The 14,075-nt window shown below is 63.0% G+C and carries 12 protein-coding genes, 1 tRNA gene and 1 pseudogene; 7 read left to right on the top strand and 7 right to left on the bottom strand.

Annotated elements, in window-relative coordinates; translation table 11 throughout:
• Positions 1-3 precede the first annotated feature (3 nt).
• A complete protein-coding gene (gene proB, locus IF809_RS33270; RefSeq protein ID WP_453981375.1) occupies positions 4-1,125 on the bottom strand; it encodes a glutamate 5-kinase in 1,122 nt (373 codons plus the stop codon).
• A 203-nt stretch (positions 1,126-1,328) separates the two neighbouring features.
• Here proB and IF809_RS33265 point away from each other — a divergent pair, with 203 nt between their 5' ends.
• A complete protein-coding gene (locus tag IF809_RS33265; protein ID WP_462839645.1) occupies positions 1,329-2,294 on the top strand; it encodes a Bug family tripartite tricarboxylate transporter substrate binding protein in 966 nt (321 codons plus the stop codon).
• Positions 2,295-2,437: 143 nt separating this feature from the next.
• Here IF809_RS33265 and IF809_RS33260 read toward each other — a convergent pair whose 3' ends face one another.
• A complete protein-coding gene (locus tag IF809_RS33260; RefSeq protein ID WP_462839644.1) occupies positions 2,438-4,072 on the bottom strand; it encodes an alkaline phosphatase family protein in 1,635 nt (544 codons plus the stop codon).
• A 92-nt stretch (positions 4,073-4,164) separates the two neighbouring features.
• Positions 4,165-5,205 (bottom strand): GTPase ObgE, encoded by a 1,041-nt coding sequence (gene obgE / locus IF809_RS33255; protein ID WP_128963424.1) that lies wholly within the window; start codon positions 5,203-5,205, stop codon positions 4,165-4,167.
• 151 nt (positions 5,206-5,356) lie between these two features.
• Here obgE and IF809_RS33250 point away from each other — a divergent pair, with 151 nt between their 5' ends.
• The gene (locus IF809_RS33250) at positions 5,357-6,331 is read left to right on the top strand and encodes an ABC transporter substrate-binding protein (RefSeq protein ID WP_462839643.1); all 975 of its coding nucleotides are present in this window, start codon (positions 5,357-5,359) and stop codon (positions 6,329-6,331) included.
• Between the two features lie 2 nt (positions 6,332-6,333).
• Here the strand turns inward: IF809_RS33250 and IF809_RS33245 are convergent, their stop codons facing one another.
• Positions 6,334-6,813, bottom strand: coding sequence for a MaoC family dehydratase (locus IF809_RS33245; protein WP_453981380.1), 480 nt, complete (start codon positions 6,811-6,813; stop codon positions 6,334-6,336).
• Positions 6,814-7,068: 255 nt separating this feature from the next.
• On the opposite strand from IF809_RS33245, the gene IF809_RS33240 reads away from it, so the two are divergent.
• Positions 7,069-7,983, top strand: coding sequence for a DMT family transporter (locus IF809_RS33240; protein WP_462839642.1), 915 nt, complete (start codon positions 7,069-7,071; stop codon positions 7,981-7,983).
• A gap of 20 nt (positions 7,984-8,003) precedes the next feature.
• On the opposite strand, the pseudogene IF809_RS33235 reads toward IF809_RS33240, so the two are convergent.
• The 3 genes and pseudogenes from IF809_RS33235 to rplU all read right to left on the bottom strand — a co-directional run bounded on the left by IF809_RS33235 (position 8,004) and on the right by rplU (position 9,491).
• Positions 8,004-8,596 (bottom strand): annotated as a pseudogene (locus IF809_RS33235) (GNAT family N-acetyltransferase).
• A gap of 147 nt (positions 8,597-8,743) precedes the next feature.
• Complete coding sequence (gene rpmA, locus IF809_RS33230; protein ID WP_092234086.1) at positions 8,744-9,013, bottom strand: 50S ribosomal protein L27; 270 nt, start codon at positions 9,011-9,013, stop codon at positions 8,744-8,746.
• 103 nt (positions 9,014-9,116) lie between these two features.
• Positions 9,117-9,491 carry a 50S ribosomal protein L21 gene (gene rplU, locus IF809_RS33225; protein ID WP_092290017.1) on the bottom strand — a complete coding sequence of 125 codons (375 nt, stop codon included), beginning with the start codon at positions 9,489-9,491 and terminating at the stop codon, positions 9,117-9,119.
• 332 nt (positions 9,492-9,823) lie between these two features.
• On the opposite strand from rplU, the gene IF809_RS33220 reads away from it, so the two are divergent.
• From IF809_RS33220 to IF809_RS33205, 4 genes are all read left to right on the top strand, one after another.
• The gene (locus IF809_RS33220) at positions 9,824-10,975 is read left to right on the top strand and encodes an ROK family protein (RefSeq protein ID WP_462839641.1); all 1,152 of its coding nucleotides are present in this window, start codon (positions 9,824-9,826) and stop codon (positions 10,973-10,975) included.
• A gap of 553 nt (positions 10,976-11,528) precedes the next feature.
• Positions 11,529-11,618 (top strand) — tRNA-Ser (locus IF809_RS33215).
• Positions 11,619-12,051: 433 nt separating this feature from the next.
• On the top strand, positions 12,052-12,831 hold the full coding sequence (locus tag IF809_RS33210; RefSeq protein ID WP_462839640.1) for a hypothetical protein: 780 nt from the start codon (positions 12,052-12,054) through the stop codon (positions 12,829-12,831).
• 29 nt (positions 12,832-12,860) lie between these two features.
• Positions 12,861-13,622 (top strand): hypothetical protein, encoded by a 762-nt coding sequence (locus tag IF809_RS33205; RefSeq protein WP_462839639.1) that lies wholly within the window; start codon positions 12,861-12,863, stop codon positions 13,620-13,622.
• The last annotated feature ends 453 nt before the right edge of the window (positions 13,623-14,075 follow it).

The raw sequence follows: 14,075 nt of genomic DNA, 5'->3' as shown, positions 1-14,075 counted from the left end.
GCCTTACCCGCCCACCACCAGATCGTCGCGATGAATCATCTCCGACCGGCCGCTGATGCCGAGGATCGTCATCACGTCGGGTGAGGAGCGGCCCTTGATCCGTTCGGCGACCTCGGCGTCATAGGCGATCAGGCCGCGGCCGACTTCGCTGGTGTCGGGGCCGCGCACGATGACGGCGTCGCCGCGGGTGAATTGGCCTTCGACCTTGATGACGCCGGCGGGCAGCAGGCTGGCGCCGGCGCGCAGCGCCCTCACCGCGCCGGCGTCGATGGTCAGCGTGCCCTTCGGCTCCAGCGTGCCCGCGATCCAGCGCTTTCGCGAGGTGATGGGATTGGCTGGAGTCAGGAACCAGGTGCAGCGGCCGCCATCAGCGATCGCCTGCAGTGGATGCTCGATCTTGCCCGATGCAATCAGCATATGCGTGCCGCCGGTCGTGGCGATCTTGGCCGCCTCGACCTTGGTGCGCATGCCGCCGCGTGACAGCTCGGACTCGGCGTCTCCCGCCACAGCCTCGATCTCGGAGGAGATGCTCTCGACCACCGGAATGAGCTTTGCGTTCGGATTGTTCTTCGGCGGCGCGTCGTAGAGCCCGTCGATGTCGGAGAGCAGCACCAGCAGATCGGCGCTCGCCATGGTGGCGACGCGCGCGGCGAGGCGGTCATTGTCGCCGTAGCGGATCTCGGTGGTGGCGACCGTGTCGTTCTCGTTGATCACGGGGATCGCGCGCCATTCCAGCAGCTTGCCGATGGTCGAGCGGGCGTTGAGGTAGCGGCGGCGCTCCTCGGTGTCCTGCAGCGTCACGAGGATTTGCCCGGCGCCGATATCGTGCGCCCCGAGTACCTCCGACCAGATTCGCGCCAGCGCGATCTGGCCGACGGCGGCGGCGGCCTGGCTCTCCTCCAGCTTCAGCGGACCGCGCGGCAGCTTGAGCCGGCTGCGGCCGAGCGCGATCGAGCCTGACGACACCACGAGGATGTCGCGGCCCTCCTTGTGCAGCCTGGCCATGTCGTCGGCGAGTGCGGCCAGCCAAGAGGCGCGAACCTCGCCTTTGTCGGAATCGACCAGTAGCGCGGAGCCGACCTTGACGACGATGCGGCGGAATTGACTGAGTTCGGGGCTGGCCATGTGCGGATGTGTCGGCGCTACGGGACGAATTGCTCTGCGTTGAAACGGCGGAGCGGAGGGCGGCGCCGGTCAGGCTTGCCTTTTGCAGCAGGACGATGGCTGGCGCAAGGCAGCGGGATGGTAAACGCCGAAGGTCGGCCTTGTCTTGCCGGCTGGCCCGGTTCTAATGCCGTCAACCAAGAGCAGGCCGGATGAGGAAACCAATGGATCGCCGCAAATTCATGGCCGGATGTCTCGGTCTGCCACTGCTGGCGCAAGCCGGCGAGGTGCAGGCGCAGGCCGCTTTGAGCAAGATCATCTTCCCGTTCGCGGCCGGCGCCGGTGGCGACACGCTGTGCCGGCTGATCGCGCAGGAGATGGCCCCAGTGCTGCACCGGACCATCGTGGTCGAGAACCGCACCGGCGGTGACGGCCTGATCGGCATCAAGGCGGTGAAAGGCGCAAGCCCCGACGGCAGCATGGTGCTAGTGACGACGGGGCCCACCATGTACCTGCTGCCGATGGTCGAGACGACGCCGAGCTTTGATACCGCGAAGGATTTCATGCCGGTCTCGCTGCTGGCGCGGTTCGAGTTCGCGCTCGTGGTTGGTCCCGCCATGGACGTCGCCGACTTCAAGGGATTCGTCGCCTGGCTGAAGGCGCATCCGGACCAAACCTCTTTCGGCGTGCCGAGCAACGGTACCATTCCGCACTTCGCCGGCTCGAAACTGGAGAAGGATCTCGGCATTCCCCTGACGCGCGTGCCCTATCGCGGCAGTGCGCCGATCCTCAACGATCTCATCGGCGGCCACATCTCGTTCGGCATCGTGACATTGGCCGATGCGCTGCCGCAGCATCGCGCTAAGAGCGTGAAGATCATCGGGGTCTCGAACGCGGAGCGTTCGCCCTTCGCGCCCGACGTTCCGACCCTGAAGGAGGATGGCATCGATCTCGTTGCGGATGCTTGGTACGGCATGTGGCTTCCCGCCGGCAGCCCGCCGGAGTTTGCGAACAAGCTCGGCGCCGCCGCAAGTGCGGCCCTGGCGAAGCCCGAGGTGAAGGAGAAGCTCACGGCGATCGGGCTGATCCCGGTTGGCAGCAGCGCGGAGGGGTTATCGAAGGAGCTCGCCGCGAATACGGCGTTCTGGCAGCCGATCGTGAAGGCGACGGGGTACAGGATCGAGAATTAGTCTCTCCTCCCGTCATTGCGAGCGCAGCGAAGCAATCCAGAATCCCTCCGCAGATACAGTCCTGGATTGCTTCGCTGCGCTCGCAATGACGGCGTGGATGGATGTTCGGTTGTGTCCGGCGATGCAGACTCGTGGAGAGCTGCTCACATCTTCGCGCGCTGCGCGATCTCTTCCTTGATCGCAGCAAGTTCTTGCTCATCCCAGATGCCGATCAAGATCCCGCCCTTCACCTGGAGCTGGTTGTCGGCGTAGTTCGCGATCTTCTCGCGCGGCGTGGTGATGTGGTCGTTCGGATGCAGCGCCCAGTCGAACAGCTCGGCCTGCAGCCGGGCGATAATGCCGGCGCATTCCGGGTCATCGCCGCGGTCGACATATTCAAGCGGATCGGTTTCGAGGTCGTACAGCATCGGGCGGAAGCCTGACGCATGAATATATTTCCAGCGGCCGTCGAACACCATGAACAGGCGGCAGCGCTCGATCGGCTGGTTCAGCTTCAGCCTGACATCCTGCATCGCGTAGTCATATTCGGAGAATGCCACCCTGCGCCAATCACCCGGCGTCGGCCCACGCAGCAGCGGCAGCAATGAACGCCCTTCGAGGATATGGCCAGGCACCTTGCCGCCGAAATAGTCGACGAAGGTCGGCGCGAGATCGATGCCTTCCACCAGCGCATCGCTCTGTGTGCCGCGCGTGGCATCGGCTTCTTTCGACGGATCGATGATGATGAGCGGGATTTTTGCGGACTGCTCGTGGAACAGATCCTTCTCGCCCATCCAGTGATCGCCGAGATAATCGCCGTGATCGGAGGTGAACACGATCATGGTGGTTTCCAGCAGACCATGTTCCTCCAGAAACTTCATCAGCACGCCCATCTGGTCGTCGATCTGGGTGATCAGGCCCATATAGGTCGGGATCACTTTCTCCCGCGCCTCGTCGCGCGCCATGTTGCGAGAGTAGCGCATGTCCATGTAGGCGCCGAACACCGGATGCGGGTTCTGGCGCTCGCGCATCGAGCGGATCGCCGGAATCATGTCTTCGGTCGAGTACATGCTGGCGTAGGGTTCTGGCGCAATATAGGGCCAGTGCGGCTTGATGTAGGATAGATGAAGGCACCACGGCCTGCCGTCGGTCTCGGCCTCGCTGATGAAGTCCATCGCGCGCCGCGTCATGTAAGGCGTCTCGGAATGCTCGTCCGGCACGCGCGCGGCCTTGTCGGCGTGCACCAGCAGCCAGCCGTTCTGCAAGCTGCCGTCGTCCGCCGCGCCTGAATTGGCCCAATGCTCCCAGGGGTTGCTGGCTTCAAAGCCTTGGCTGCGCAGATATTCGTCGTATTTGGGACGTGGCCGGCCCGAGGGATGCAGGCCATCGTCGCGCTCATAGGGTTCGAACCCGCATTCGGCGACGTGCACGCCGATGACGGATTCCGGCGGGATGCCGAGCGCCTTCATGCCTTCGAGATCAGGCGCCATGTGGGTCTTGCCGACCAGCACGTTGCGCACGCCGATCCTGTTGAGGTGATCGCCGAGCGTGGGCTCGCCGACACGCAGCGGCCAGCCGTTCCAGTGCGAGCCGTGCGAGCGCATGTAGCGGCCGGTATAGAACGACATCCGCGACGGTCCGCAGATCGGCGACTGCACATAGGCCTTGGTGAAGAGCACGCCGCGCCTCGCCATGGCGTCGATGTTCGGCGTCTTCAGCGTGGGATGGCCGGTGCAGCCGAGATAATCATAGCGAAGCTGGTCGCACATGATCCAGAGAACGTTCTTCGCCCGCGCCATGCTTATCGCTCCAACACTGCGTTTGCCGGATATTGCGCTATTGATGGCGCGAAGAAAACCTCTCCCAAGGGGAGAGGTCGGCATAGGCCGCCTTAAGCCGACCACGGCTCCGCTTCGGCGGCGCTCTTGGCCTTGGCTGACACCGGAGCCTCGCCGATCACCTCGACCAGCGCACGCAACGCTTCCTTGACGCCCTGACCGGTGGCGGCGGACAGCAGCAGAGGCGTCTTCTTGGCGGCGCGCTTCAGCCGGTCCTTCTGCTTCTTCAGCTCGTCCGGCTCGACCGCGTCGATCTTGTTCAGCGCGACGATCTCGATCTTGTCGGTGAGCTGGCCGCCGTAGGCATCGAGCTCCTTGCGGACCGTCTTGTAGGCCTTGCCGGCATGCTCGCTAGTTGCGTCGATCAGATGCAGCAGCACGCGGCAGCGCTCGACATGGCCGAGGAAGCGGTCGCCGAGACCAGTGCCTTCATGCGCACCCTCGATCAGGCCGGGAATGTCGGCGAGAACGAATTCGCGGCCGTCGGCGTTCACGACGCCGAGCTGCGGATGCAGCGTGGTGAAGGGATAGTCGGCGATCTTCGGCCGCGCCGCGCTGACCTTGGAGAGGAAGGTCGACTTGCCGGCATTGGGCATGCCGACGAGGCCGGCGTCCGCAATCAGCTTCAGCCGTAGCCAGATCCAGCGCTCTTCGCCGGGCTGGCCGGGATTGGCGTTGCGCGGCGCGCGGTTGGTCGAGGATTTGAAATGCGCGTTGCCGAAGCCGCCGTTTCCACCCTCGGCCAGCACGAATTTTTCGCCGACCTTGGTGAAGTCGTGGATCAGCGTCTCGCGGTCCTCGTCGAAGATCTGCGTGCCCACGGGGACCTTCAGCACGATGTTCTTGCCGTTGGCGCCATGGCGGTCGGAGCCCATGCCGTTCTCGCCCTTCTGGGCCTTGAAGTGCTGCTGGTAGCGGTAGTCGATCAGCGTGTTGAGGCCGTCGGCGACCTCGATGATGACATTGCCGCCGCGGCCGCCATTGCCGCCGGAGGGACCGCCGAACTCAATGAACTTCTCGCGGCGGAACGCCACGCAGCCGTTTCCGCCGTCACCGGAGCGGATATAGACCTTTGCTTCGTCGAGGAATTTCATGGGCCATAGGTAGGCCAGCCGGCTCCCTCCGGCAACCCGGAAGACCCCGCAAATCGGCCGAAATTCCGCGAATTCGGCCCTGTGCTTAATCAGTCGCATGGATGCCGCGTCGGCGGGATGTGATATAGCCGAGCCGGAGCAGGGGGCGCGGATGCGGCGGCGGCAGTTCATCGGGGGCGCGATTTCGGTTGCGATGCTGTCGCGTGCTCGCGCGCAGCCGACCATGCCGGTGATGGGGTTTCTGCACGCCGGCTCTGCCGAGGAGAACGTCAAGCGGCTCGCGGCATTCCGAAAGGGGCTGGCCTCGGGTGGCATTGTCGAGGGCAAGAACGTGTCCGTCGAATACCGCTGGGCCGCGGGGCGGAACCAGGAGCTCGCCTCCCTCGCAGCCGATCTGGTCCGGCGCAACGTCTCACTCATCGCTACGCCCGGCAGCACGGCCGCTGCCGTGGCGGCGCGGGAGGCCACGTCGACGATCCCGATCGTATTCTCCTCCGGGACCGATCCGGTCGCGCTCGGCCTCGTCGACAGCCTCAACCGTCCCGGCGGCAACGCCACCGGCATCACCTCGCTCAACGCCGAATTGTCAGCCAAACGGCTCGGCATTTTCCGCGAGCTCGTGCCTGGCGTATCGCGCTATTTTACCCTGGTGAAGCCGAGCTCGGCCCTGGCGGCGCCCTTCGTTGCCGACATGCAGCGCGCCGCGTCGCCGCTTGGTATTCGCATCGAGGTGCTCAATGCCGATACGGAGGGTGAGATCGACGCCGCGCTCGCGCAGCTTCCGTCGGCGCCCGGTGCAGGCTTGGTGTTCGGGCCGGAAGGCTTCTTCTACATTCATCGCGCCCGCATTGCAGAGCTGGCGCTGCGCCATCGCCTGCCGACCATCTTCGATGTCCGTGACTATGTCGAGGCCGGAGGCCTCGCAAGCTATGGCTCGGATTATTTCAACGTCATGGAGCTCGCTGGCGAATACGCGGCGCGCGTGCTCAAGGGCGCCCGTCCGGCCGAACTGCCGGTGCAGCAGGCAACCAAGTTCGAGCTTGTCCTCAATCGCAAGACCGCGAAGATTCTTGGCCTGGCGATCGGACCGACGTTGCTCGCGACCGCCGATGACGTGATCGAATAGGTTTATGCCGGCCGCCGCCGGATCAGGAATTTCTGCAGGCCCTCCAGCACCAGCTCCTTGCGCTGATTGAACACCGTGCTGCGAAGCGTCACCGCGCCGGTCGTGCGTCCCGGCACCAACTCGATGACCTCCAGCGCGGGATAGATGGTGTCGTCGGCGTAAACAGGCTTGAGGAACCGGCTCGACTGCTCGAGGAAGCCGACCAGCGACTCCTCGACCATGAACGGAAACAGACCCGCGCCGGGCGCGGTGTGGATCAAGGTCTGAAAGCCGTGCGCGAGCAGATGCGGCATGCCGCGGCTGCGGCAATATTCCACGTCGTAATGCACCGGATGGGTGTCGCCGCTCGCGGTCTGGAAGGCCGCGAACACCGCCGAGGTCTGGGTCCGGCTCGGCAGCACGAAGCGTTCGCCGACCACGAAATCCTCAAACCAGCGTTGCGCCGGGATCATGCGATGCCGGGCCGGATCGAAATCGGTCATGACGATGCTCTCTGCTCGCGGGGCGCCTATCGCTACCGCGCCGCGAAGACTGCGACAATCCGTTCAATTCGGCTTGCGCGGGCTTGTCGTGCTGGCCCACGTCATTAAAACGACCGCAAGCGGCACTATCGGCCGAGTCCCGACGCTCTCTCCGTTCGTCATTGCGAGCGCAGCGAAGCAATCCAGACTGCCGCCACGGAAAGTCTCTGGATTGCTTCGCTTCGCTCGCAATGACGGCCCTTCGCAGTCCGTGCAATGCCCCTCTTCAAGAAACTCTCCGCCTATGACGACCGCTCCGCGCGCCTCGCCGGCATCGGCCTCATGGTGCTGTCGATCTTCATGTTCTCGTTCGGCGATGCCACGGGCAAGTTCCTGGTCGGGACGTATTCGGTGGGGCAGCTTTTGTTCCTGCGCGCCTGCGCGGCGCTGCTCTTGCTGGCGCCGCTGATCTGGCGGCAGCGTCACCAGTTCCTGCAGCTGGAGCGGCCGCGTTTGCAGCTGGTTCGCGTCGTGCTGTCGACGCTGGAAGTCGCCGCCTTCTTCCTGGCGACGGTCTATCTGCCGCTCGCCGATGTCATCACCTATTATCTCGCAGGTCCCATTTTCGTCACCGCGATGTCGGCGATCTTTTTGGGCGAGAAGGTCGGCTGGCGGCGCTGGACCGCGATCCTGATCGGCTTCTGCGGCGTGCTGATCGCGCTGCGGCCCTCGGCGCAGACGGTGAGCCTGCCGGCACTCATCGCGCTCGGCGGCAGTCTGTCCTTCGCGACCCTGATGCTGATCACGCGCAGCCTGCGCAAGACGCCCGACATCGTGATGGCGTCCTCGCAATTCATCGGCACGTTCTCGCTCGGCGCAGTGCTGTCCGCCTTCCACTGGGTGCCGCCGACGCCAGGCAGCCTGGTGTTCTTCGCGATGGCGGGGCTGATTTCCGTGACCGCGCTGTTCTGCGTCAACCGCTCGCTGAAGCTCGCGCCGGCGAGCGTGGTGGTGCCCTACCAATATTCGATGATCGTCTGGGCCGTGATCTTCGGCTTCGTCGTGTTCGGCGACGTGCCGTCGATGGCCACCATCGTCGGCGCCGCGATCATCATCGGCGCCGGGTTCTATATTTACCTGCGGGAGCGCGATCTCGGGCGTGCGAGCGAAGAGGTGACGCCGCCGGTGTGAGCACGGCGTCGTCCGCGCCCCTACCTCACCCGCCGTGCGCTGCTCCAGCTCTTCAGCGACGACCAGACCCCGCGCGAGAGGCGGAAGCAGTCGACAGGCGTCGAGGAGCCCAGCGCCAGGAAGCGGTGCAGCTGGACGCCGCTCCACTGGAAGCCGCACTTCTCCAGCACGTTGCGCGAGGCCGGGTTGGTGACGCGCGCGCCGGCATAGAGATGGTCGTCGTCGAACTCCTCGAAGAAGAAGTCGATCGCGCCGCGCGCCGCCTCGGTGGCGAAGCCCTGGCCCCAATGCTCGACGCCGAGCCAGTAGCCGAGCTCGGCATTGTCGGGCGTGGAGCAGTCGATGCCGACATGCCGATCGGCCCGCTGTCGTGCTCGATCAGGAACACGGTCTCGGCTCCGAGCGCGGACGTGGCGCGGATGAATTCGACCGCGTCGTCCTGCGAATAGGGATGCGGCAGGCGTCGCGTGTTCTCGGCGACGCGGCGGTCATTGGCGAGCCGGGCGATGGTCCTGACGTCGGCCAGCGTCGGCCGCCGCAACGTCAGCCGTTCGGTGGCGACGACGCTGGGTCTCGCCTCGGCTAAGGTCACGCCTAGAAAGTCCTGCAACATGTCCGGCTCCGTCAAGCTCACCAAGTCATTGGTCAAACGAAAGGGGAGGCCGGTTTCCCTGCCTCCCCTGGAGCCTTCGATCTTTTGATCTCTGGGACTCCGCCGGTTCGGTCAAGGACCCGGCGGACTCCAAATTAGATCCACCGTCTATTCAGCTGCCTCTGCGAGCGGGAGTACCGCGACAAAGGTGCGGCCATTGGCTTTGGCCTGGAATTCAACACGACCCTCGATCTTGGCGAACAGGGTGTGGTCGGTGCCCATGCCGACATTGAGGCCGGGATGCCAGGTGGTGCCGCGCTGGCGCGCAATGATGTTGCCGGGAATCACGCGCTCCCCGCCGAACACCTTGATGCCCAGACGCTTACCCTTGGAATCGCGACCGTTGCGCGATGAACCGCCTGCTTTTTTGTGAGCCATGGCTCGTCTCCGAAATCCTGCGTAGTTCTAGGTCAATTCCTTGACGGAATCATTTCAAAACGTCGCACGCCTCAATTCGTGAACTGGCGTGATCGGTCTCAGCTTACTCGGCGGCTTCTTTCGCGACCTTTTCCTTCTTCGGACGCGGGCCCTTGGTGGGCTTGGCGCCGTCGGTCAGGATCTCGCTGACGCGCAGCACCGTGATCTCGTCGCGGTAGCCGCGCTTGCGGCGCGAATTCTTGCGGCGGCGCTTCTTGAACGCGATGACCTTCGGGCCGCGCTTGTGGTCGAGCACCTCGACCGCAACGGAGGCGCCGGCCACCGTCGGAACGCCCAGCACCGGCGTGTCGCCGCCGACCACCAGAACTTCATTCAACTGCACGATCGAGCCGACTTCGCCTTCGATCTTGCCAACTTCGAGAACATCATCCGGCACGACGCGGTATTGCTTGCCGCCGGTTTTGATGACTGCGAACATCGTTTTTTCTCCGTGTTCAATCCCGGCCTCATGACATCGGTCACGGGCCGGCTTTTTGATCAGTCGTTACGGGTTACTGCGAGTTTTGTGCGGGTGGGAGTTATCCCTTTGTAAACCCACGCAAAAACAAGCGGCGCGAGAAACGCCCCGCGCCGGTTGTGCGGACTTATAGCCGCAGGCGGCGAAGAGTCAAGGAAAACTGCCGAAAAGCGCCCGGATTTGAAGGATTTGGGCGATTTCCGCGCCCCGTCACGGAATCTCGCCTGCCCCAGCAACCAATGGGTTCCCCGGCTGTTGTCCTTGGCGATTAAGCATTCGGGGCAAGGGTTTCCATGGCAACGGACGAACTGGTCAAGACAACGGGCATCGCCCAGCACGGGGCAAGCCGCCTGCCCTCGGTCGACGTCGACAGCTTCAACATCGAGATCAAGGACGACGAGGGCTTTCTCGGCGACCGCGCCAGCAAGGGCGCGTTTCGCGAGATCCTCGAGGAATGGCGCAAACCCCTGCGCAAGAGCGGGGACGACCCGTTCGGCGACGAGCCCTCGGACAAGATCAGCAAGAAGGCTCTTGACGCTGTTCTGAGCGGCGACGATGCGGAGGCCGCGGCCGTCGTGCACAGCGCGATCGAGGAATTCGCGCAGGAGCTCGCCTACGTGACGCGGCGGTTCCTCAAGACCAAGGCCTGGGCCAAGACCGAATGCATCGTGGTCGGCGGCGGCTTTCGCGCCTCCAGGCTCGGCGAGATCGCGATCGCCAGGGCCGAGATCATCCTGAAGGCGGAAGGCTTCAAGGTCGAGATGGTGCCGATCCGCTTCGACCCCGACGATGCCGGCCTGATCGGCGCCCTGCACCTCGCTCCGTCATGGATATTCGAGGCCTATGACAGCATCCTCGCGGTCGACATCGGCGGCACCAACATCCGCTGCGGCATCGTCGAGACGCGCTGGAAGAAGGCGCCCGATCTCTCCAAGGCGTCCGTCTTCAAATCCGATCTGTGGCGCCACGCCGACGACGAGCCGAGCCGCGAGGCCGCGGTGAAGCGGCTGGTGAAGATGCTTCAGGGCCTGATCGAGGACGCCGAAGCCGAGGGCTTCAAGCTCGCGCCCTTCATCGGCATCGCCTGTCCCGGCGTGATCAACGCGGACGGCTCGATCGAGAAGGGCGCGCAGAACCTGCCGGGCAATTGGGAGAGCAGCAAGTTCAACCTGCCGGCGAGCCTCGTCGAGGCGATCCCTGAGATCGGCGGGCACGACACCGCGATCCTGATGCACAATGACGGCGTGGTTCAGGGCCTCTCCGAGGTGCCGTTCATGCAGGACATCGACCGCTGGGGCGTGCTCACCATCGGCACCGGCCTCGGCAATGCGCGCTTCACCAACCGCCACCGGGAGAACGGCAACGGCAAGGACCGGGATTCTGCGGAGGCTAAGAAAAAGTCCAAGGAAAACAACAAGGACGCGGCCAAAGGCGACAAGGAGTAACCTTGATCGGTTAGGTTAAGGACCGCTTTGCGTTGCGGCGCCCCGGCTGCACGCTACGGTGGAACCGTCGCCTCACGCCGGCCGGCGAAGCCGCCCTTCCTGGCCAGCATTTCAATGAGCGGCACGGGACCGCCAGTGTTTACCGCGTCTGGCGGTCCCACCCCGGTTTCTTCCTTCGCCTCTCCCGCGTGCCGGAGAGCATAGGCCGCCTTGGGCGGCCGTAGTCGAAGCGAAGCTTCGACTACGGCGCCCCGGGCGATGCGAAGCATCGTCCGCGCGGGCCGGGTGAGGGCTCTTTCGTCTGGGGGATTGTCTCGTCAGCCCCCTCGACGCGGGAAGCTTGTCGCACCCCGACATCGGTGCGTTCCCTCCCCCCTTGTGGGGGAGGGTTAGGGAGAGGGGTAAGCCCAGGAAAGGGTGCCAATCATCGACGACGCGGCAAAACCGGAAAGACACCCCCCGCTTTTTCCCCTTTCGCGCCTTGTCTGGCCCGCCAACCTCGCTTATGAACGCCCCCAACCACAGGGGCCCTGCTCCTCATATGGCGCCTTCAGGAGAGGTGGCAGAGTGGTTGAATGCACCGCACTCGAAATGCGGCATAGGTGCAAGCCTATCGGGGGTTCGAATCCCTCCCTCTCCGCCAGAAGGCTAAGACCTCTGTCCCCAGCACGGCGAAGCCCGTCGCGATCTAATCTTCATACGGAAAGCCACCACGTAAGTGCTATAGGCAGACGTCCCGTCTAGCCCTTCCCCTTACCAACCCCAGCAAATATAGATTGATCCGATTTGCGCCGCCGCATCCAGAATGCGCGGTCTGGGGAAGGTCCATAGAATGGCTGAAAGCGGAAGGCGGGAGGCAGCAGACGAGTTCGTGCTGTTCTCTCAAGAAGAGAATCGCGCACTTGACAACCGTATTGTAGAACGAAGCATAAGGGGCAAGCTTGTCCCGTACGTGAATTGCCTGATACGTGGCAAAGAATTTCAGCTTAAGCCGGAAGAGCGCACGCGGCAGCTTTGGCTTGCACGCCTAATTGAGACGTTAGGTTATACATTGGGCTGTCGAAGCATCCTTAAGCATGCGGAAGGTGATAGTCGGCAAGCAGCAGGAGGCGGAGACCAAACTTCTTAGCGCTATTGGGCTCGCTGATTGGATTCCTCCCGAGCCTCTGAGCTATACGGCTCGTGCCAACGCGGCACTCCGTGCAGGGCGCCTGGACGCACGATTCTTTGCTCCTCGTATCCGAGCGCTAATAGACATCCTTTCGAAGGATAGGCGGACGGTTTCTGACGTTGCCGGCCCGAGGCGGGAGAAGTTCGATCCCGACAGATGTCGGACATTTGACTACATCGAGATTAGCGACATCGATGGGATGGGTGCCGTCAGCAGTACGGCCCTCGCCTGCAGCGATGCGCCGAGCCGGGCAGCGTGGCATGTGCGTCCGAACGACATTGTCACATCAACCGTCCGACCAATCCGCAGGCTGTCGGCTCAGATTGCACCGGAGCAGGATGGGTTTGTCTGCTCGTCCGGCTTTGTTGTGGTCGAACCACAGGCCATCGCACCCGAGGTGCTGCTAACCTATTTGCGTCTTCCAGTGATCTGCGAGCTTCTCGATCTTTATGCAAGCGCGAGCATGTATCCAGCCATCGCGGACGCGGACATCTTCAGCCTTCCTTTGCCCAACATCCCTGACGCTGTGACAGATCAGGTGACGCAAGATGTCCGCGACTCGAGGGTTGCTAAGGCCCGAGCTGTACAAATGTTGGACGCGGCGAAGAGGGCTGTCGAGATTGCTATCGAAGAGGGGGAGGCAGCAGCAATGTCCTTCCTAGCCCGAATCGAGGAGGCGGCGTAATGCCTCTACCTCCCCATGCGCGAGATTGGATGAATCGCGCCGAGATCGACTATATCGGTCCCTTCGTCAAAGCCTGGGCTGCATTCAATGCGTGGTATCGGCATGATAGCGGCGAAACCCAAGAACGGGCGATGCTGAACTATGCAATCACCAACCCGAACAGTCGACTTCGCCGACGGATATTGCCACTTCTTCAGGATGGAAACGCTACCGCCGAGTCGCAGGTGCTAAAGCAAGCTGTTTGCGATCTGCAGATCAAACTGGATGCTATCCACTTTGAGGTATCGAGGAAGAACGGCAATACGGAGCTCGTTTCCCTTCGTCAGGTTTGCATACGTCCGCGCTCGATTAACAGCGAACATAGGGCACGAAATAACCACGAGTATCGGGTTCGGAAGATCGCTGGAGGGAATATCGAAATTACGGTCGCTGCAACAGCGGGCGTTATCCGGTTTCAACATATTCAGCAAGCATACGATGCAAATGACGTTTATCAGCAAGCTGGATTTATTGCATTGTCGAACGCTCAACAGGTAACTCTTCGAGAGCTTTATGATGGTTGCAATCCGCGTCCAATGGTGAATCTCGTTCAGGGCGGGGGCCCAGCGCTTCAGGCGGGGTCGATGGCTTTTCAATGCACATCGGAGGATTTACCCGCCGGTCTAGTTGAAATCATTTACACGATGCGGAACGCTCTGCTTCACGGTGAGGTGGACCCTGACCCCCATGTTCTTGCCTGCTACGAACCGGCATACCGGATCGTCATGCAATTTCTGAAAGGCATTGGGTAAGGGCATGTCATGGCGAAGCAGAGAGGTCCTAAGTTCATCCAGTATTTTCAGGTTATCATCGATGGGCTCCGCGATCTCGGATCATCGGCCAAGCCTCGCAACGCGGTTGCCGCGAGCAGGCCGTCGCCCTGTAATCGCCTCCCGCAGACCTTGCAAACCCGCCAAATCATCACGATGATCACCGCGTCATAGCATCGCTCCCGAGGCCTTCATGCGGAAATGCGAAGTCGCCGTGCTGGGTCTGGGGCTCATGGGCGGAGCGGCGCTCACCGCATTGCTGGATGCCGGCGTCGATGCGCTCGGCTTCGACCCAATGCGGCCAGGTTCGGATCGAGGCTCGTCACATGGGTCATGTCGCATTTTCCGTCGCTTCAATGTAAGCGTGGCGCCGAGGCCCTTTGGATTGTTTGTGCGGAGTCATGAGAGCACCGTTAGAAGAGTCATCTTCTGGAA

Source organism: Bradyrhizobium sp. UFLA06-24 (assembly GCF_054967145.1).
Note: the sequence above shows the minus strand (reverse complement) of the source record. Positions and strands in the feature narration are given on the sequence as shown.